Here is a 20,171-nt window from a genome sequence, read left to right as displayed (position 1 = left end):
GATGCGCTACTTCTTTTTTAATTCGAAATCACTTTCACATACATCCCTCTCACCGCTTTTTCATAAGCAATATCACTCATCTGTCTTATGTTTTCTGACACAACAGATGCTGGAATAACTTCACCTTCACGAAGTAACGGAGGATCAATAAGACGGACTTTATTTTTCTGATACAAATCGTAATTGTCTCTATCTTCTTTTACTTTTACATTGGGATGAACCTTTCTTAATAAAGCATGGACTTCTGAATCATTACATTGCTGCAATTTCGAAATAAGCTCATCATCTTCAAGAAGGAAATCATCTGCATGAATAACCTTTTTATGAAGAGCTAACTTTAACGTTTTCACTAACATATCATTTCCGTAAATATTCATTGGTTTCATAAAGAAATCGATTACTTCTTTGTAATACGTTTCTGTAAACCACTCTGCCATTTCGATACTTTGAAGGACCATTTTCCCCTCTACTGCGATAATATCCTCTAAAAATCTATGAACCTCTTCTAAAGAAATATATCCGTATGTATACATATCTCGTAACGTATAATCCACTCGATCTGCACATAATTCGGGCGCTGACCTTTCCAGTAATGTCCACTTCGAATCATCTAATAAAATATCTTCATAGTTATAACCATGCTTCGCAAGGATCGCTGGAATTTCTGAGTTTTTCACAACAGAACTAAATATCTCTTCATGATAACTTTCATCTTCATTATCAAAAACGTAATCAATCACGTGGGAAAAGGCAGTATGCGATACGTCATGCAGTAAACTAGCGATCTGTTCTTCTACTGAACCACCTAGTTTTTTAACTAATAACATAACACCAACTGAATGATCAAAGCGCGTTACATTCCATTTCTCGTTCACTAAGTAACTTGCGCCATTTTGATGAATTCCCTTTAGTCTTTGCATAGACTTACTTGAAATTAATTCTTCTACTACTTGATCCACTTCAAATTCTCCGTATAGTACATCTGATATGATCACTTACAATCCCCCCCCTTTATTTTAATCGAGTCTTATAATCGTATCTCTTTTATGAAATTAGCACCAACATAAATATTTATTGTTATTTGTTTTTATTGAAAAAAATAGAGAGCAATCAGCTCTCTATTTCATAACCCCTATTCAAACGTAACTTCTACCTGCACAATCTCCGACCTACTACCAAGTCTAAGCGGGGGTCCCCAAAATCCAAATCCAGAAGAAACAATTGCGTGGAACGCGCCTTTTTGTGCGTATCCCCAGTCTAGCTCGTACATTCTTCTCGTTACAATATGATTGGGCGCCATTTGTCCGCGGTGCGTATGACCGGATAATAATAAATCTACACCTGCCGCTGCTGCTTGTTTCAACTCAAATGGCTGGTGATCCATTGCGATAACAGGCATCGATTTATCTACCGTACTCATTAATTGTTTAAAGCTTTGACGATCTCGCTCTGTTTTATCTCTTCTTCCAACGAGATAAAAGTCATCTTCAATTGTAATTACTTCATCTAAAAGAATACGAATATCAATCTTATCCATCTCTTGTAAAAACTCTGGAACTGCTCTGCCGTAGTATTCATGGTTTCCTAAAACGCCATATACGCCTAATGGAGCTTTCATTTGTTTCATGATCGATCCCATATTCTTTTGAATGAACACACCTGGATGATCATCGATAATATCACCTGGCAGTAAAATAATATCAGGTTCCATCTCATTTACATGACGAACAAGTCTTTTTAAATGTGAAACGCCAGACAGTTTACCGAAATGCATATCAGAAGCCATCGCAATGCGTAAACTTTTACGCCCCTCTACCTTTTTCGGTATGTGCACCTCGTACTTTCTTACTACCGGACTATACGCATTAAATACTCCGTACGCAAAGATAAAGATAAATGCAGCTATCACAGCCGCTCCTGTCCAAATAATTGCCTCTTCTTTCTCTACTGAAAACTGTAAAAGAAAGACCATAATATTAGCTAATGGCAACAACATAAGTGCATATTGTATGACCGCAAACCAAATCGAACCTATCGTTCGCAGAAATGGCAGAAACTTAAACACTTGCACGAGAATGTACGCATATGAAATAAATGCGACTATGAAAGCATAATATCCCCAAGATTCCCAGCCAAATACCGCATGAAGCCAAACCCATCCGTTCCAGCCGATGTAAAACATAAGTAGTGTGTATATAATTAATATCGTAAATATATTGAGATAACGAAGATTCTTCACAGCCAGCCTCCTTATTGATTTCTTTTATTATAACTTGTTATGCACTTATAACGTAAATATTAAGCACTTCGCTCATCATAGTAAAAACCTATAGTTGTTAGACTTGTATCTAACAACTATAGGCACCATTTATATCAACATTGTTTTTACAAATGCTCTTTATAAAAACTTGTTAATTTTTCAACTGCAATTCTTACTGGTTCTGGTTGGTCGTATAAATCGTAATGACTCGCACCTTCCACAACAAGTAAATCTTTTTTCTCTGAAGCTGCTTTCTCATACAGCTCATGACCATCTTTATAAGAACCGAATGCGCCTTGCTTGCTACCGACAATAATTTGCAGCGGCTGCGTTAATAACGTATCTGCTAAATGGAACGCATCAAAACCAATTACCGATCCCATGCTCGTAAAGTTTAGCTTATTTGGAGAGTTAACACTTTGCCCTCGTGGCGTTGTGTAATACTCAACTGCTTCTACAATATCTATATCGGTCATACCCGCTGCTACTAACTCTTCCTGATTTTTAGGAATCCAATTTGTAATCAGTTCCTCTGCTCCGCGTGCTTCAGCAGTACGTTGTTTACCAATCGCCTCTAACACCCCAATTGGATCAGCTTCACGATTTAATCGGCCAATATTTGCACCAACAACTGTGCCAACTGCTTTAATGCGGCGCTCTGTCATTGCGGCATTTACCGCATAACCACCGCCCGCACAAACGCCTAACACACCGATACGTTCTTCATCTATATAAGAAAGAGTAGTCAAATAATCTACCGCTGAGCGAATATCTTCAACGCGCGCAGCTGGTTCTTCCATATATCTCGGTGCACCTTCACTTTCACCTTGATACGATGCATCAAACGCAAGCGTTACATAGCCTTGTTCTGCTAACTTCTCTGCATATAATCCTGCCGTTTGATCTTTACAGCTACTACCTGGATGCACACAAACAATCGCTGCATTTTGTTTCTTTCCCTCAGCACCTACAGGAATATTTAAAATACCTGCAACTTGTAATCCTCTTGCATAAAAACGGACATTTCTTTTCGTAACTGCCATATATAAAACCACCCTTATCTTATTATTAATTTTACACTTGTGAGAGTTATTACTCACATGTATATTTATAATAAAATGAGTAGAACCTTGTTTCAATGACCACATTTACGCATTTGGGTGATAATACACACATAAAGAAATATGTGTATCAACAACGGAGGAACACGATATGGAGAAAATCGATAGAAGAATTATAAAATCACAAAACGCCATTCAATCGGCATTTATAGAAATGTTAATTACAGATGGATTTGATGAAATTACAGTTAAAAACATTACCGAAAAAGCAAATATCGGAAGAAAAACGTTTTACTTACACTATCTAGATAAGTACAATTTATTAGATAAAATTGTGGACGATCATTTAGACCAATTAAAAGAAATATGCTACGAGAAGCAAAACAAAGAATTTATAGAAGGAACAATCATATGGTTTGAATACTTCAAAGAACACAAACCATTTTTTGCGGCACTATTTAGAAGTAACAGCACCTTATCATTTCAAAAAAAATTACTAACTTTCATCATGGGTGAAATAGAGAAAAAATTAAATACAGACACATCAGTAAATAAAAACATCGATAAACATATCGTCTTAAAATTTTTAGGAACAGCTGTAATGGGCATTTTAGAGTCTTACGTGTTGGATGAAATTGATAGTGATGTTGCGTTTGTTGCGACGCAAGTTGGAGAATTGATTAGGAGGAATATATAAAATGAAACTTTAATCAGTGGGGATTTATTCATCCCCCACCTAACTTCTTTGCTTTCGCTGCATTTTGAGGTGGGGGTCTTACTGCCCAGCAAATAGCGGGATAAAATAAAATCACATCAATTTCCTTAATAAGGATTGATAAAATGCTATTATCGTTATCCTTCAAAACTCATCTATGCAATTATGCATAACCATCCATTCCGTTTTATTTTCATGTTACGATATAAATGTAATACGACATATATCGACAAAGATAAAAGGAAGTGATTGTATGAAACGTTCTAAAACATACTTAAAATATTTAGCATTATCCGCTGTTTTTGCTAGTAGCGCTGTAACTCTTTCAACACCTGCTGCTTATGCTCAAACAACATCGCAAGTTGTAACAGATATCGGGCAAAATGCAAAAACACATACGAGCTATAATACATTTAATAATGACCAAGCTGATAATATGACAATGTCTTTAAAGGTAACTTTTATCGATGACCCAAGCGCTGATAAACAGATTGCCGTTATTAATACAACTGGTAGTTTTCTAAAAGCAAATCCTACTATAAGTGATGCACCTATTGATAACTACCCAATCTCTGGCGCTAGTGCAACATTACGTTATCCTTCACAATATGATGTTGCATTTAACCTTCAAGATAACAGCGCTCGTTTCTTTAACGTAGCACCTACAAATGCTGTAGAAGAAACGACTGTAACATCTAGCGTATCTTATCAACTTGGTGGCTCTGTTAAAGCTTCTGTAACGCCTAATGGCCCTAGCGGTGAAGCTGGTGCAACTGGTCAAGTCACTTGGTCTGACTCTGTAAGCTATAAACAAACTAGTTATAAAACAAATTTAATTGACCAAACAAACAAAAACGTAAAGTGGAACGTATTCTTTAACGGATATAACAATCAAAACTGGGGTATTTACACACGTGACTCCTATCATTCTTTATATGGAAACCAACTGTTCATGTACTCTCGCACATACCTATATGAATCTGATGCAAAAGGTAATTTACTACCGATGGATCAACTTCCAGCATTAACAAATAGCGGTTTCTCTCCTGGTATGATTGCTGTTGTTATCTCTGAAAAAAATACAGATCAATCTAACTTACAGGTCGCTTATACAAAACACGCCGACGACTACCAACTTCGTCCAGGCTACACATTCGGAACTGCAAACTGGGTTGGAAACAACGTAAAAGACGTTGATCAAAAAACATTTAATAAATTATTTACACTAGATTGGAAGAATAAAAAGTTAGTAGAGAAAAAATAAGTAAAAAAAACGAAGGGACTATTTAGACTCTTCGTTTTTTACTTATTCATAATAAGATCCCGCGAGTAATACCGTCGCTATGAAATTCCATGATATATTTTTAGGCATCTCTTCACCTTTATTTTGAAAAGCATCCATTAAAATATCAATGCTTTCATCACTTATAATCAATTTATCCCCTTTTATTTCCTCTTTATAAAAAGACATATTTTCTCTCCTTTACTCTCTTATACATATCCCTTGAAGACTCTCTTTTTCTTTCTATCACACTAAACCACGCACCACTTCTTCTAATAATAAATTCAACCATTCATCCAATTTGTTTTAAAACACTCTAATACACTCAGCTTTCTTTCCATAGTACTATCTCGACATTATACTCATTCTTTAGAAAAGAAAAAGCACTTCTCATTGCTTCATCTACTACAATAAGGCTAGAATAAATTAATCCTCTTTGAGCATCGTCATATCCAATGAAATGTAATACTTCTTTTGTATATAACATGAAATCTTCTAATTCTAATTGCACACCAAAGTCCCAATTTTCATGTGCATACCATACAATAATCTTCTTAGACAATAAACTAGTTAATTCACGTTCAAATTCTTTTATTTCATTGATAACTTGTTCAGCATTTAATTCACTCATAACTTTGATAGGATTCGGTGTTTCATCAATTAAAAAGTTTACTAATGAAGCAATTTTCTTCCCGCTAATAATCTGAAATTCTTTTATAGACGGACATAACATTAAAAACTTTTCTCTAGTAGCCTTTTCCTCTACCTTTTCTCTTAACATTGCAATTTTCTTTAGACGTTCATTCACATTTATCACCTCTAAATTAAAAATATTTATATTCACATTTTTTTTATCTAAATCAATAATAAAAGGTCGATTCTGATTGTCTTTTACTAGCAAAATTACATTTTGTTATAATCCAAACTCATTTTTTTAAATTGATAGGCTTCAACAATAGACTTAAGACTTATTAATTCTTTACATACAATATCTTTCATATATATCAAAAACCTCTCGTTTATTCTAAACATAAAAAATAAGCATCAAACTTCCTTAATATTAATAAGTTTGATGCTTACTCACAATTATTATTTAAAATATTTTTATCAAACCGTAGATAAACGATGTGGATCACAGAAAGTTTCTGTATCAATCTCTTTTTCCAGCCAAAGGTCAAAGAGCGCACTAATATCTCCATCTCCTTGTTCCATCATATACTCTTTTTCTGCTTGATGAATAGGTAATAACCAAAATAAATCAAGCTCCTTTTCTTCAAAAAACTCCATTAGCTCTGGAGACTCTCCTGCCTCAATAACTGCCGGGCTTACTAAAAGCACATTCATTGAAAAATCAGATTCAGCATCCGCATTAGAAATTGTATCCCCATAATCAAACGAGGTCTCATCTATAAATGGATAATGTGCTAATCCAGCAAGCAAATCAATCATTTCCTCATTTTGATTTGCATTTAACCAAATTAATTCTCCTTTAGCACCATTGGTCATATATTCAGCTGACATCCCTAATGTCACATATGTCCATACTGGCCTATCTTCATTTTTCGGGAATTCTAAAACGTATAGCATTCCTTTTTTTAGAGCGGTATTATCTAATTCTACTCTTTTAGCTCCTCTTTCACCCCAGGTATATTCAAGAATCTGACTAGGCTCTCCAAAATGTTCATAGTATTTTTTCTGAATGTCACTTAATTTATTTTTTCGAAAAAAATTCATTTATGCTCTACAACCCTCTTTCTACTATACAACCTTGTTATTAAAGATAGATTTCTTCTTTCCAACTACTGGATTTAGATTGAACTACTATTAGATTTTCACTTTCCCATTTTAATGTACCCAAAAATCTTGCATACACCATTTCATTTCCTACCTCTTCCACCAATAATTGATCTCGAATCTTTAATCCCTTTTCATCATACACTTCACATCGTAGCTGGAAACCTTTAACACGATGAATTCCTTTTAATATCGCTATCTTCTTACGGCTTGGGCTTTTCTTAGGTGTCTTCCCAACTAAAAATATTCCTTCATAGTTTTGCTTCACAATTTCATCTAAAGATTCCTCTATATACCCTTTAACAACAGATGATGAAAGAGTAGAGTTTTCTTCAAGTCCAAGGACAACATATTGGCGTACTAATTTGCAAAACTCTTTGTATTTCTCTTCAACTGAATTTAATGCTAAAAAGTCCATAAAATCATATGGAACATATATACGAATTTCACCCAAAGCTCTATTCACTTCATATGAAATATCAGTGTTTTCGTTAGCTAAACAAAAGACAGTTACTTTTTCAATCTCTCTTAATCCCATCTCAAACTCGCTAACTTTCTTTGAGAAAATTAGCTCGAAAATTCTAATTTCATGTACAAGCAAATAATGTTTTTTAGGACGTTTTTTTTTCCAATCGTAAAACTTTACTTCAAGCAATATAATTCACTCCTTTAAATTTATCACCATGGCATCAGGGACCTATGATACCTTTTATTAATTTATTAAACTGTACTCCTTATTCATTTTACCTTATCTATATTTTTCATATGCTCTACTCACAACGCATGCGGTGACATAACAGCCATAAATACATCACTTCTCTCACCTGGTGCCATATACATTCCTTCTGCATCTAAATATTCAATGGAAAAGGCTGCTAGCTCATACGCCATTTCTTGATCGCATTCAAAAAGTGGATTTATAAAAACCTCACTTCCTGTAATCTTTTGTAAATCTTTCAAACAGTTAGACTTACTTCTTGTATAATCAGCCACATTCTCATTAGCCCAAGACCACATCCAACTGTTACGCTTTCCAGACCAAGACCCTATAAAAACAACACTAAATTCAAGTAATACTTGACCATTTTTTTTAAACTGTAATATACATTGATCTTGATCATACCAATACTCATCAAAGTTATAGATATTATAATCCGAAATGAATTTTTGCTGTTTACTTTCTAATTTGTCATAACACATAACAAGATAATTCTCGAATTGTTCATCCGTCATTGCCAATTATCACACGCTTCCTTCCGTCAAGATTTCCGCTACAAACAATATACCTTATATCTTACTCTCTCAAAACCTATATAAAGTGAAACTTTAATTAGTCCTTACCAATCGGGCTTTTACCGGTATCCCCCCGCCCACATATCATATACGTTTCTATCACTAAGATATCTTAATATATACAAAGAAAGAAGAACTTATATAAGCCCTTCTTTCCATAAATAGTTTCTTTACTCCGTCTAATTTATTTTATCACGATAAATAAATTCAATATTACACAAATGCACCCCAACCATCTGTATATCCACCAAACTCTTCACCCGGTTTATTCAATTCCTTTTGCATCTCTACGATATCCTCATAAATTAAGAACATTTCTTTAGAACAAGTACATGTCCAATCTTCAAATTCTTCATTAAAATCTAATTCACAATTTAAGTCCAATGCTTGTAATCTACCAATTACTTTTTCTCCATTACCTTGATCAGGAATTGCAATAAAGAAATCTACTATGTGTTTTTTATTAAAATCTACACCTTGTTTATATAACATATTTAATACTTGTCCATCTTCATCTTTTGGGAATTTCATTATTTCTCCCCTTTTCTATAGCATATAATAAACCTTCATTTGGAACAAAAAATATTCCATTACTTAAAGTCCTCTTTACCCGTTATTTTTAAGTTTTTTCCATTCTGTATACCTAATATCGATCACTTCTTTTAATTTAAAGTAATTTTCCCAAGTATCTTGCACTTGATATAATGTATCACACTCTAAAAATACATCATCATAATCATCTAAATATAAACCTTTTTCAAAATCAAAATAATCTATTGCAAATTGATTCCCTTCATCATTTAACATGTCATCGCTTAAAACCCCATCCCAGAACATATAAACCTGAGTTCCAGTCATTTTTCTAAGTTTAAATTTATTAATTTCCTCTTCGGTCTCTTCTAAGAATTCATCACTAAATAAATGATTATCAATAATCCAACCTAAGAACATTCCAGTATGTACAAATGCTTGCTCCATCGGTAACTCTTGTGGGAAATCTCCTTCATAATGATATTTAGCTTTATCGTAAACTATTGTTTCGAACAAAATTCTCACTCCTATTTCACATAATATAATTGAGCTCAAATATATTATAATAAAAAGCATCTATCTAGTATTTTATAATAATACTTCTTAATCATTTAACTTATAAAAATAAATTATTCTTTGACACTCCCAATAAAGAGGCAAGCTAACTAAAATCAATGGATTAGTCGCTATCAAAAGCGCGGTCTATCGCTGACGCACAAGATTACCGTGTGTTATCACCACTCTCAGGCACTATCAAACCGAATAAAATTCAATATAGACTTTTCCGCATTACACAATCTGTAAATAAAATCCCCCATAAGTTACATTCAAGGTTTTGTATATAATCATAAAAACTTTGAATGATTCCTTATAGAGGATGCTAATATTTATAATTAATAAAAAACAGAGTCTAATGTTTTTCTAGAAAGGCTAACTAAATATCAACAATTAAACCTACTATAATCATTACAATAAATAACTAAATTCACCTATCTTAAATTCATATTAAAAAGAAAGTTTTCAAATAACTCCAATTGAAATTTATCCCGCGTCTTTAAATACTCTTTCTTCTTTTCAATGATTTGCTCTAACATCTCTTCTTTATTTAATAATAAAGCTAATCCAATAGCATTTTGCGCTCGATATCCCTCAAATGTTGTACCTAGTAATGCAGCTTCGTCATCATCTCTTACACATAAATCAAATACATTTTCTATATCTACATACTTATCAATATATGGAATGAAATATTGTTTGATCTCTTTTAATATATCTATGGTAACAGGCAAAATATCGGTTTTCTTTTCAACACACCATCTTTTTTGCTCCCTATGGACTAAATTCCCTAACTCAACCCCAATCGTATAGGTTTCCTTTTTCTCTTTAATTGTTAAACCTTCATCCCATTGATTTTTCATATTCTCTAATTCGTCAAACCGAATTCCCACATCCACCGTCACATGAAAATCTTCTGGATGATCGATAAAAGCTAAATGCATACTAATTTTTCCTTTATCAAATTTTTTCACAAAACTTTGTTGTGTAATCCTAGTCTTATAACCGTCTTCTTTTAACTCTTCACCTAGATCTTGCAGTAGCTTTAATTTTAATTCTTTTTTGTTCATATGATTCCTTCCGTTCTCTATTTTGATTTATCCCACGAGGATTAGATACATGTCCTATCCTATATATAAAGAAAAAAGAGCCTATATTCGCTCTTCCTTCATACAAACATTTAATAAATGCATCTTTCTAACCACTAACTTTTCTGATGATATATTAATAGCCTCTAAAAGCAAACTGAATATACATGTATGTACCAACACCATAAACAACAAAAGCAACTATAGTAATTAGCCAATTTTCACGAGTTTTTTTTACATACTTCGAGCATGCCCAAAAAAGAAGTAAAATAATTAATTGAATTGCAGTCACTTTTGAGACAGCAATTATAGTAGTTTCTGTAACATATAATATCCACACTCCTAGAGACATACGTATGATTAGAATAATAAACAAAAACCTATTCTTACTAATACTTTCTTTAATATCAAACAGATAATTTTCTTGAAAAAAAACGACCAATGTTAATATAAGACTTAAACTCAAAACTATAATAAACTCTAAAAATTCTAGAAACGCTATCCACATCAACAATTCCCTCTTTCTTTTCCTATAGCATAAGGTTCATTGTAAATTTTTAATGCAGCTATTCTATTTTTACTAGAAAGATTCAACAATCGTTTTGCATTCACATCATACTAATATGTAACATTACCATGCATCTTAAACTACCATTAATTTGTTATCAAGATTATATCGAATTGTTTATAAAATACATATAGAAAAAAGTAGAGCCAACACTAGCTCTTCTGCATCAATACGAAGTATCCCCGCTCATGGAGATACTAATTACTTATATACGTCTCTCCAAAACTCGATGGATTTCCTTTCAAATTTCACTAACGCTTTTATAATTCATCTTCTACATAAAATACTACATTTTGAAAACTGCTTTTAAATTTCTCTATGCTATAGTCGTCATCACTGGCAAACATTAAAATTGATGTATCAAAAAAACCAAACTCCATTAATGATCCTGGCAACGTTAAATTGTACTCATCTTTCCAATACTCTCTGTTTTCTGTAATAATTGGAGTGTCTGGAATACTTTCAAGGAGTTTTTCATTTCCTTTCTCCACAGCAATCACCACTCCAAATATAAGTAAAACTTTATACTCTTTCAAAAAGCTATAAAGATTTTCACCTGAAATATAAAATTTTTCTTGCTCAAATATGGTATCCATCACTTCCGCTCCGCCTTTAAATACGTGCGGCACCATATCTGCAAATATCCAATCATACTTGCTCATATCCTCAAACATAAATGAGAGCATTTCGTTTATATATTCTGAATCATCTGCTACATACAATCTCATAGTATCACCATTTCTTTCCTAGAGAGTACCATACAGTATGTTCTTCTTTTCCTTTTTCCAGTTAAAATAATGTTTTATGAGGAACTACAGGGTGTTCCTTAGTATTTTCGTACTACATAATATTCACCTGTAAAATGTCCCACTATATCAATTCTTTGATATTAAAAACTTGTAAAATATCTTGCTCTAACTTTATTGCATTAAAGTCCGACGTAGCCTTTTCCCCTAACAGTATAATAGATTGAATAATATTTTCAATTATCAATATTTTCTTCGTAGCATAATCTGCAGATAAAACTGTCTCATAGTCAATCCTTAATCGAAAGTCTGCTACTTTACTCTTCTTTTTAAAAAGCTTTCTTTCTTTAAAGAAACCCGCAGCTTCATATTCCGGAGTTATGTTAACTACTATAGGGATTATAGCTATTTCTTCTACTTCGCTACCATAATTATTACTATTTAATTTTTCAAGGTCACTACCGATTTCTGAAATTATATTTATAAATTCCTCAGCAATGTCACCTTCTAATTCACCACTCAAAAAAAAACCTCATAATCACTCATCCTTTTCAATTATTACTTTTATTTAGCGGGGGACGCTTTCTATCTGTTTCATATAATGGATTGATGGTGCCACTCTTTCTCCTACCTTATATATCTTTTTATAGGAATATACTTTTAAATTTTACGTAGAATATATCTTTCAGGCGGGCCGCTCCCCTGCTCAGCTTGAAAATATAATAATTTACTCGGTATGCATGAAATTAAACAAGGTAAACCACACCAAATAACTTTTTCTATTGCACATTCTAATCCCATAAAACTCCCATCAATTTCACTAATAAGGGACATTACGTAACAAGAATCCTTTGCTCCATATTTTTTTAATTGCGTTGATATTCCTTCAGCATACACCATATTTTTTGGGGTAGATTCAAAATACATAGAATTTAAGATAGTGTCATGGTTATGCGCCAAACGCCCTAATGCCTTCACTCTTTTTTTAGGTGAAGTTAGTTCAAAAATAATTCTATCCTGGATTTTTTTTTAAAAAAAACTCCTAACTATGAGTTCTTCATATTCTTTATCCATGTATCTTTTATCCTCCTATATTCTTAAAGTTACCTTTTCTGAAAAATATAAGTGGTGCGACATATATACATATTAATTAACTTTGGATATCTCCAGTATCTCCTTGCGCTAAAAAAATCATTTAATTACCTCTTATTATTTTCATGTTGCATAAATATCGAAATTATTACTAGCAATTGTTAAAAGCGCACCATCATATTGAATAAATGCACACGCCGATGATGGAACTAATTCGATTTGTGGTACAACACATTCTCCCATTAAACACTTCATCAATTTACTTTGATTTATTTCCTCTAGTTTAATACCAACGCTATTTCCTAAACTGATAATAGCAAAAGTATTTTCTATACTTACACCATAAAAATACTTGATTATATATGATACTTCTGTCCTTGGTATAGAATCAAAAACAAAGAAAATGTTCCTTCTTCCCGAATCAAAAACTGTGTAGGAAATGTTTTTAGACTCTATTTCTTCTTTCACATTTTTTTCCTCAGATTTATCTACATGTACAATAAACTGATTAATCCTCTCTTGAACAAGTAAACTTAAATTATCAACATTACGATTATAATCATCAAATAAATCTGTTTCATAAATATCAGTTATATTACTAACACGGTATATATTTGCATCTTCAATACGTTGAACCTTTTCGAATGTAAACTCCATAATACACCTTCTTTTCTCTCAAAGTTATATTTATCCCTATTCCATCCTACTATTCTTATTTAATAATATTAAGTTTATCTATTCCTATTTGTTTTTATAAATCAATAATAATCTAATTCTCCTCACAGAGAATCCGCTTTTCACCTTATAATACGCTACTTGTAGAGTATGCATACCATTCCCTTTTCCATATCTGTTTCGTATAACAGATTAATGTTGTCTCCATTTAAATCAAAATTCCGAATTATAGCCATTTAAATCCCTAGCTTCTTTAAAGTAATTTCTAAATTTATCATCAATATTTATATCGTTACTCAATAACAACATCAAACTGAAATCCCAAAAAACAATTTCAAGTTTTGCTTGAGGGTGCTGAATATTTGGACTTGGTACCCAGAACCCTTCGTTTCCATTTGCATAGGGTTCTACAAGCAAATTATGAATATCAATGTTTATAGACTTATCAAATGCAGATAGTACGCCCCAAATAAATTGAGGATTATATTTCTTTACGAGATTTGAAAGTTCTTCACCTGCTATCCAAACTATTGGATGCGACATTTTAGGATAATCTCGGATAAGTTTCTCTTCCTGATGTGCGACAATCTCTATGTCTGTTATAAGCCAATTAAACTCTTTTTCCCTACCTTGAAATGAGTCAAAAACGGAAGCTAAAACTGTATGTTTAGATCCATGTAAAATGAAGTTCATACAATCCCTCCAATTAGTCACAACCGATAAGTTAGCCTTTTTGAACTTATTATGTGTAGATGATTAAACAAATACCAATGAATACTGTTACTATACACAATATAATAGTTGTTGCAGTATCTAGCAAAATGCTTACGGCTAGGAAAATTATTGATTTAAGAGCAAAAGAAGGCCCTTTTTCTTTCCATTGCCGATAGATTTGTATCATTGCATAAATTAATGGAATCATACCACCTATAATCAGAATAATCCCTATTATTTTCCCCATGTTTCCTCTCCTTTTAAAGATTCGAATCAATAAATATACTATATAATCATACGCCCTCAGAATATATCCTTATATTTTTGGAGTTATTTTACACATACAAAACTCTCTAATCATAACTACGCTCGTATTAAGCGCATTGTTAGAAGTTATATAATCTTTCATTCTGTAATTAACGGAACTTTCCATCTGCTAAAAACGTTGCCATACAGCTTAACATTTTCTAAGGTATTAAATTTCCTAAGATATCAATTAGCTCTTCTAATGCTCTTCCCAAACCGTTTATATTGTCTCGTTCATCAAAACCTTTTTCCATTAATTCATCTACTATAATATCTCTCAATTTATTTATTTTTTCAGTTTCTATCATACTTAAGTCTTCATAAACATTTAACCATAGTAAATGTTTATTTTGTGATTCTAATGTCTGTTTCAATAAAATCTGCATCTCTTTATTTAATTTAAACAACCTTATTTTTTCCTTTCCTTATGTATTTTGAACCTTTAGCAAAAGTTGTAATTACTTTACCTTTTTTATTTAAAACTACTACAGCCTGTTTACTAGTATATTTAGTTCTACCGCACTTTTTCGCCAGTTTTAACAGCATTTAAAATCACCTTAGATGATACTACAGCTTTATTACTACCTCTTACTATAGCAGCCTTTATTGCTTGTTTACCTGCACTTTTCAGCACACTTTGCATCGCTTTTCGATTTCCAACTTTTACTTGGGACGCCTTTACCTTACATTTTATTTTAGATTGTTTCCACCCTTTAGATGCTCCCGTTATAAACGATCCCAATTTACTAACAAAATTCCCTCCACCCATAAAATTAAAACTATAGCTCTCTGCCCAACCCTTTATTCCCGCTTTTACTCCCCTAGAGTTAGCATAAGCTGTTCTGTCATCATAAATCCACAATTGTGTCGTCACCCAAAGACGATATGCCCAATGTCCATCCGGATCCACCATCATCACCATACGTATATCCATTCTTCATCACCCGGATCTGGATCCACCGATAAGAACACACCATGATCTGGATTATAATAACGCGCAATTAGATAATACATGCCAATCTCTTTATCATACATGTATCCCGCATATCCAAATGGATTATCTGCTGCGATACCTTTTGCGTCGCCCTTTCGGACATTTCCCTAAGCATCATATTCATAGTTTGCTACCACTTGTCCATTTTGATCTGTTATCGCTACTACATCGCCACGTGCACGGTAGTGGTAGAATAATAAGACTAATTTATATCTTATATAAACAAAGGCGAAGCCTTCCAAGAGACTCCGCCTTTTCAATGTACACTGAACTTCAACAATTACTAGCTATTACCTAAACATTGTTCTGTTTATGCTTTTTTCAAACCTTACCACCGAACTTATTCTATTACTTGTGTTTCCCATCCGTCATAACTATCACATGTTCCACTATATAAAATCGCTAACTCAGCCATTTGCTTTGTTTCTTCCCAAACATTTTCTTTTGTTGGTATACAATTTTTCCCCACTATAAATACATAGTAACGTAGCCCATCTTCTGAAAGTTGTTCAGATGGTTCATAAATATCATAACCTTTTACATGTAGTACCTCTGCAATTTTCTCTGCAGTCTCTATTGTATCTACTAAAAAGTAATGTTCTAGATAGTGCACTTTCGTTAAATTAGATCCTGCATCCTCCAAAGCTGCTAATGTTTCTATATCCTGATTTTCTCTTTCTTGTCTTTCATGAATTTTTTCTGTCATTTATAAATCTCCCTTAAATCGCTTTATAGTACGGATAAAAGTTGCTATCCTCAGTTATACTCAATTATAAAATTTCTATTAGCGGATATCTCTTCTACAAACTTTTGTTTTTTTTCTAACTTGTATTCCATGCAGAAATCTATTAAATGAGACGTAGACCAAGTCACATTTCGAACTGGATTTCTCCTAGTGTTTTCATTTATTTCTCCCATTATTTCCATATCAAAAATAACCTTAAGAGTATAATCGTCAAATACCATTCCATTAAGCATCAAAGCTGTTAAAATGTTAGCATTATCGATCTCCTCTTTAGTAGGCACTGTTTTCAAATGTAAATCGAATATAACACATAAAGGAAACACGTCTTCCATCAATTCAACAATTTGTCCGAAAAAATATGTTTCATTTGGTAAAGAGATAGAAAATACATCCCCAACTTTCCATTGTTGTTTTTTAGGTCGTTTCCAAGATTCAATGAATTGTTCATACTCTCTTTTATTCTCAAATGTAAATTCTTCGTCTATAAGCTTATTCACCAAAATCGCAACTTGTAACATTGTCTTTCCATTTGTTGAATATATCTCTACACAATCGCTCTCTGAATCAAAACGGACTTTACCTTTTATTCCCGCTTCTTTAACTTGATTTCGTATAAAAACCATTGCATCATAATTTGTCTCTAAATCTAAAAGCCCGGCTAAATCCTCAAAAATGATATATTCTTTTGAACTAAAATCCGGTATAAACATACGAATTTTTCCGACCTGTAACGTGTAATTTAATTTATTAAATAATACTGATTGCATTTATTCACTCCTTCACTAATTAAACATAGTATTGTTTCCATTTTTTCTTAGCGATTTCATGACGTGCATTTTCCAGTTTCCCACCATATTTTTGCGGGCCGCCGAATTTATTAATCATTTTTTGTTCATATCTTCTTGCTTGTCGCCCTGGTTTCGTTCTAAGTAAAATCTGAAAATCATATTTGGCATTATTTTTCTTTGCATGTTCTTTTTGGCGCTTTTCATACCTTTGCATATTCTTCGCTCTACCAACATATTGTTTTCCTGTTGCTTTATTTGTCCTTAGATAAATAACAGCTGTTTTCGCCACTTTACCTGCAACTTTAAGTTTACCACCACCAATTGCACCTTTGGCAGCCGCTTTAGCAATTCCCTTTGCGCCTTTTCCTGATTTATATGCCCCATATCCATCATAAAGTGCAAAACCAGCATTAACAACTAACCAAGCAGCATGCCCATCTGGATCCGTCATCATCGCCGGATTATTATCCGCATACGTATACCCATTCATCGTAACCGGATCATCCTCATCGCCCGGATCAGGATCAACCGATAAGAACACACCATGCTCTGGATTATAATAACGCGCAATCAAGTAGTACGTACCAATCTCTTTATCATACATGTATCCTGCATATCCAAATGGATTGTCTGCTGCGATACCTTTTGCGTCACTCTTTAATACGTTACCCCACGAATCATATTCATACGTTGCTACAACTTCTCTATTTTGATCTGTCAACGCAACGACATCACCACGAGGGTTGTAGTGGTAGTATAACGTTTGTCCTTTTGATTTCATCGCTAGACGCGCGCCACTTGCTGAGTATACATATTGACGAAGAACATTTCCACTACCATCCGTCTCATATAACGGATTAATACTATCTCCATCATAGAAATAACGTGTTACTTGACCATTTACACTCTTTTCAATACGACGACTATCATTATCATATTTATAAGTCGCAAATGCATTGCTTTCGCCTTGTTTTGTGATAGCTACAAGTTGGTCATCTTCGTTCCATGTATACTTGTACTTCCCGTCAGATGTACGATTTCCATTCGCATCATACGTTAACGATTCGTTTCCGAATTTCACAAGCTGATTTCCGTCATTAAATGTTGCTGCTATAGATTTTGTTTCTTTTCCATTCTCTACAACTTTCACACTTGTACGGTTTCCAAAACCATCATATGTGTATGATTTAGTTGTTCCGTTTGGTAGTGCTTCATTTAATAATTGGTTAATCGGGTCATATACAAAGTTTGTCTATCATGATTCTTTTTGCATCACTTTTTAATAAGATTATCCCACACACCATATATGTTTTTACCACTAAGCTACCTTAATATATACAAAGAAAGAAGAGCTTATATAAGCTCTTCTTTCTAAAAATAGTTCTCAAAAAGACATGAATCTTTTTCTATCCCTTCAAAACATCTGGATAATCACTTGATTTCCCATTAAAAAGGTTCAATCCAATGAGCTCCTTCGTTCGCTGTTCTAACAGTAAAAATTCTTCTTCCTTCTTATCATTTAAAACTGTTAGTAGTCCTTCGTTTAGCGGAAAAGAATTAGACCATGGAAGAGATTGAAGCTTATCCTTCCCTATAAAATCAGCAAATGATTTCCCGAAATAATTATATTCAAATATTCCGGGTATTCTATTCTTTATTGTTCCTGTTATATGTTGTCTATCTACCATTTTTTCATCACTGATATATCCGTATATGGCATTAAATTCAACCAATGCTCCTTCAAAAAAACTTAGTATTTCTTTTTGGTATTTAGTAAAAATTTTCTTTGTGAACGATATAGTTAAATAATTGATACTCTTTCCCCTAGAATCTTTCCACCACGCTACATTAAACCAAAAGCCATTTCCTCTCCCAAGCATTCCACCGGCTGTACCCATCATCTCATCTAACTCAAAATCATAGCAACCTGGTTCTTCATGCATCCACATCTTCAAAGCCTGTTCAATTGTAAATACTTTATTAATTGGTTCATATTGTGCCATTTTTGTAAATTTCAATCCCATTTTTTCGATTGCTTCAAAGAAAAATTTTGCATATTCATGCGAAGAAATATCTTCCTTCGTATAAATATCTAATTGTATAGACATAAAAACCTCCATTTTTTAAATTTATAAATATTATCTATAAGTATAATATTTATTTTTTCCATAGCGTACTTTTATTTTCCCACCAGATTTGTTAATCGCATTTATTAACGGCTTGGAAACTTTAGAATGTTTAGAAACTATCAAATCAATCCGCTTACCTGACTTCGCATATTGTTTAAACTGCTTGGAATATGATATCTTTCGGACATCTTTAATTTCTGTAATTCTCCCTTTAGATAAACTATCAGGAATCCGGCCCATTACCTTTTTAGTATTTTTCGCTAATCCAAGCTCTTTTAATACTTTCTTTTCAAAACCTCGACCTCTAGCATATCTATATATATAGTGCCTAGCTTTTTAGCTGCATAGCGAGCTACATGAGGGGCAGCCATTCTCGCTCCAGCCACTACAAGTGGAGCAACAGGTATATTACCATCTGGATCGATTAACATTACTGGATTATTATCTACATACGTATATACATTTTGTGTCACAGGATCATCTTCATCACCTGGATCAGGATCCACCGATAAGAACACACCATGCTCTGGATTATAATAACGCGCAATCAATTAATACATGCCAATTTCTTTATCATACATGTATCCCGCATATCCAAACGGATTATCTGCTGCGATACCTTTTACTTCGCTCTTTAATACGTTACCCCACGAATCATATTCGTACGTTGCTACAACTTCTCTATTTTGATCTGTCATCGCAACTACATCACCACGAGGGTTGTAGTGATAGACGTTTGTCTTTCTGATTCCACTACCCAAAATCCATTTATACATAAAGAAAGAAGAGCAAATAATAGCTCTTCTTTCCACAAATATTTCTTTACCCAGTCTAA

General features: G+C 33.1%; 23 protein-coding genes and 5 pseudogenes. 3 read left to right on the top strand and 25 right to left on the bottom strand.

All coding sequences use genetic code 11. The features are described 5' to 3' along the window. Window positions 1–17: 17 nt before the first annotated feature. The 3 genes from ACX9TM_RS05985 to ACX9TM_RS05975 all read right to left on the bottom strand — a co-directional run bounded on the left by ACX9TM_RS05985 (window position 18) and on the right by ACX9TM_RS05975 (window position 3,303). Window positions 18–995 (bottom strand): HD domain-containing protein, encoded by a 978-nt coding sequence (locus tag ACX9TM_RS05985; protein ID WP_065381913.1) that lies wholly within the window; start codon window positions 993–995, stop codon window positions 18–20. A 137-nt stretch (window positions 996–1,132) separates the two neighbouring features. Beyond that, window positions 1,133–2,239 (bottom strand): metallophosphoesterase, encoded by a 1,107-nt coding sequence (locus ACX9TM_RS05980; RefSeq protein ID WP_063220280.1) that lies wholly within the window; start codon window positions 2,237–2,239, stop codon window positions 1,133–1,135. Window positions 2,240–2,385: 146 nt separating this feature from the next. Further along, window positions 2,386–3,303, bottom strand: coding sequence for an alpha/beta hydrolase (locus ACX9TM_RS05975; RefSeq protein ID WP_000301566.1), 918 nt, complete (start codon window positions 3,301–3,303; stop codon window positions 2,386–2,388). Window positions 3,304–3,472: 169 nt separating this feature from the next. Here ACX9TM_RS05975 and ACX9TM_RS05970 point away from each other — a divergent pair, with 169 nt between their 5' ends. Beyond that, window positions 3,473–4,018, top strand: a complete 546-nt coding sequence (locus tag ACX9TM_RS05970) for a TetR/AcrR family transcriptional regulator (protein ID WP_000410998.1) — start codon at window positions 3,473–3,475, stop codon at window positions 4,016–4,018. Between the two features lie 271 nt (window positions 4,019–4,289). After that, window positions 4,290–5,300, top strand: coding sequence for a beta-channel forming cytolysin CytK2 (gene cytK2, locus ACX9TM_RS05965; RefSeq protein ID WP_063220282.1), 1,011 nt, complete (start codon window positions 4,290–4,292; stop codon window positions 5,298–5,300). Between the two features lie 42 nt (window positions 5,301–5,342). Here the strand turns inward: cytK2 and ACX9TM_RS05960 are convergent, their stop codons facing one another. The 17 genes and pseudogenes from ACX9TM_RS05960 to ACX9TM_RS05880 all read right to left on the bottom strand — a co-directional run. Further along, window positions 5,343–5,507, bottom strand: a complete 165-nt coding sequence (locus ACX9TM_RS05960; RefSeq protein WP_000011709.1) for a hypothetical protein — start codon at window positions 5,505–5,507, stop codon at window positions 5,343–5,345. Between the two features lie 136 nt (window positions 5,508–5,643). Then, complete coding sequence (locus ACX9TM_RS05955; protein WP_033693220.1) at window positions 5,644–6,126, bottom strand: hypothetical protein; 483 nt, start codon at window positions 6,124–6,126, stop codon at window positions 5,644–5,646. 6 nt (window positions 6,127–6,132) lie between these two features. Further along, window positions 6,133–6,317: pseudogene (locus tag ACX9TM_RS05950) on the bottom strand (hypothetical protein); the annotation flags it as partial. A 108-nt stretch (window positions 6,318–6,425) separates the two neighbouring features. Beyond that, complete coding sequence (locus ACX9TM_RS05945) at window positions 6,426–7,052, bottom strand: suppressor of fused domain protein (protein ID WP_001008993.1); 627 nt, start codon at window positions 7,050–7,052, stop codon at window positions 6,426–6,428. A gap of 40 nt (window positions 7,053–7,092) precedes the next feature. Next, the gene (locus tag ACX9TM_RS05940; protein ID WP_061456910.1) at window positions 7,093–7,767 is read right to left on the bottom strand and encodes a hypothetical protein; all 675 of its coding nucleotides are present in this window, start codon (window positions 7,765–7,767) and stop codon (window positions 7,093–7,095) included. A gap of 119 nt (window positions 7,768–7,886) precedes the next feature. After that, the gene (locus tag ACX9TM_RS05935; protein WP_063220284.1) at window positions 7,887–8,351 is read right to left on the bottom strand and encodes a DUF6882 domain-containing protein; all 465 of its coding nucleotides are present in this window, start codon (window positions 8,349–8,351) and stop codon (window positions 7,887–7,889) included. 267 nt (window positions 8,352–8,618) lie between these two features. Beyond that, window positions 8,619–8,936 (bottom strand): ribonuclease E inhibitor RraB, encoded by a 318-nt coding sequence (locus ACX9TM_RS05930; RefSeq protein ID WP_065381914.1) that lies wholly within the window; start codon window positions 8,934–8,936, stop codon window positions 8,619–8,621. Window positions 8,937–9,011: 75 nt separating this feature from the next. After that, entirely contained in the window at window positions 9,012–9,452 is a 441-nt protein-coding gene (locus ACX9TM_RS05925; protein ID WP_065381915.1) for a DUF7832 domain-containing protein, read from the bottom strand. A 473-nt stretch (window positions 9,453–9,925) separates the two neighbouring features. Further along, window positions 9,926–10,561, bottom strand: a complete 636-nt coding sequence (locus tag ACX9TM_RS05920; protein WP_063220286.1) for a hypothetical protein — start codon at window positions 10,559–10,561, stop codon at window positions 9,926–9,928. A gap of 154 nt (window positions 10,562–10,715) precedes the next feature. Further along, the gene (locus ACX9TM_RS05915; protein ID WP_065381916.1) at window positions 10,716–11,087 is read right to left on the bottom strand and encodes a hypothetical protein; all 372 of its coding nucleotides are present in this window, start codon (window positions 11,085–11,087) and stop codon (window positions 10,716–10,718) included. 320 nt (window positions 11,088–11,407) lie between these two features. Then, window positions 11,408–11,875 carry a hypothetical protein gene (locus ACX9TM_RS05910; RefSeq protein ID WP_001242144.1) on the bottom strand — a complete coding sequence of 156 codons (468 nt, stop codon included), beginning with the start codon at window positions 11,873–11,875 and terminating at the stop codon, window positions 11,408–11,410. A gap of 142 nt (window positions 11,876–12,017) precedes the next feature. Continuing rightward, window positions 12,018–12,416: an Imm44 family immunity protein gene (locus tag ACX9TM_RS05905; RefSeq protein WP_065381917.1), complete on the bottom strand. Its 399-nt coding sequence runs from the start codon at window positions 12,414–12,416 to the stop codon at window positions 12,018–12,020. A 692-nt stretch (window positions 12,417–13,108) separates the two neighbouring features. Then, a complete protein-coding gene (locus tag ACX9TM_RS05900) occupies window positions 13,109–13,642 on the bottom strand; it encodes a hypothetical protein (RefSeq protein WP_000397230.1) in 534 nt (177 codons plus the stop codon). A gap of 231 nt (window positions 13,643–13,873) precedes the next feature. Then, on the bottom strand, window positions 13,874–14,353 hold the full coding sequence (locus ACX9TM_RS05895; protein ID WP_065381918.1) for a hypothetical protein: 480 nt from the start codon (window positions 14,351–14,353) through the stop codon (window positions 13,874–13,876). 49 nt (window positions 14,354–14,402) lie between these two features. Then, on the bottom strand, window positions 14,403–14,621 hold the full coding sequence (locus ACX9TM_RS05890; protein ID WP_016117399.1) for a hypothetical protein: 219 nt from the start codon (window positions 14,619–14,621) through the stop codon (window positions 14,403–14,405). A 220-nt stretch (window positions 14,622–14,841) separates the two neighbouring features. Beyond that, on the bottom strand, window positions 14,842–15,087 hold the full coding sequence (locus tag ACX9TM_RS05885; RefSeq protein ID WP_065381919.1) for a hypothetical protein: 246 nt from the start codon (window positions 15,085–15,087) through the stop codon (window positions 14,842–14,844). 398 nt (window positions 15,088–15,485) lie between these two features. Continuing rightward, window positions 15,486–15,871, bottom strand: a pseudogene (locus ACX9TM_RS05880) (RHS repeat-associated core domain-containing protein); the annotation flags it as partial. 8 nt (window positions 15,872–15,879) lie between these two features. Between ACX9TM_RS05880 and ACX9TM_RS05875 the strand changes: the two are divergent. Then, window positions 15,880–15,972, top strand: a pseudogene (locus ACX9TM_RS05875) (IS6 family transposase); the annotation flags it as partial. Between the two features lie 42 nt (window positions 15,973–16,014). On the opposite strand, the gene ACX9TM_RS05870 reads toward ACX9TM_RS05875, so the two are convergent. From ACX9TM_RS05870 to ACX9TM_RS05850, 5 genes and pseudogenes are all read right to left on the bottom strand, one after another. Then, window positions 16,015–16,380, bottom strand: a complete 366-nt coding sequence (locus tag ACX9TM_RS05870) for a ribonuclease E inhibitor RraB (protein WP_046392442.1) — start codon at window positions 16,378–16,380, stop codon at window positions 16,015–16,017. A gap of 50 nt (window positions 16,381–16,430) precedes the next feature. Then, window positions 16,431–17,186 (bottom strand): Imm26 family immunity protein, encoded by a 756-nt coding sequence (locus tag ACX9TM_RS05865; RefSeq protein ID WP_065381920.1) that lies wholly within the window; start codon window positions 17,184–17,186, stop codon window positions 16,431–16,433. 19 nt (window positions 17,187–17,205) lie between these two features. Further along, window positions 17,206–18,459 (bottom strand): annotated as a pseudogene (locus ACX9TM_RS05860) (RHS repeat domain-containing protein); the annotation flags it as partial. Window positions 18,460–18,613: 154 nt separating this feature from the next. Continuing rightward, the gene (locus ACX9TM_RS05855; RefSeq protein WP_065381921.1) at window positions 18,614–19,315 is read right to left on the bottom strand and encodes a hypothetical protein; all 702 of its coding nucleotides are present in this window, start codon (window positions 19,313–19,315) and stop codon (window positions 18,614–18,616) included. 30 nt (window positions 19,316–19,345) lie between these two features. After that, window positions 19,346–20,079 (bottom strand): annotated as a pseudogene (locus tag ACX9TM_RS05850) (RHS repeat-associated core domain-containing protein); the annotation flags it as partial. Between the last annotated feature and the right edge of the window lie 92 nt (window positions 20,080–20,171).

The sequence above is a fragment of the Bacillus sp. LH1 genome (assembly GCF_057924895.1).
The sequence above is the reverse complement of the archived record's forward strand: the minus strand, read 5'-3'. Positions and strand labels throughout refer to the sequence as shown.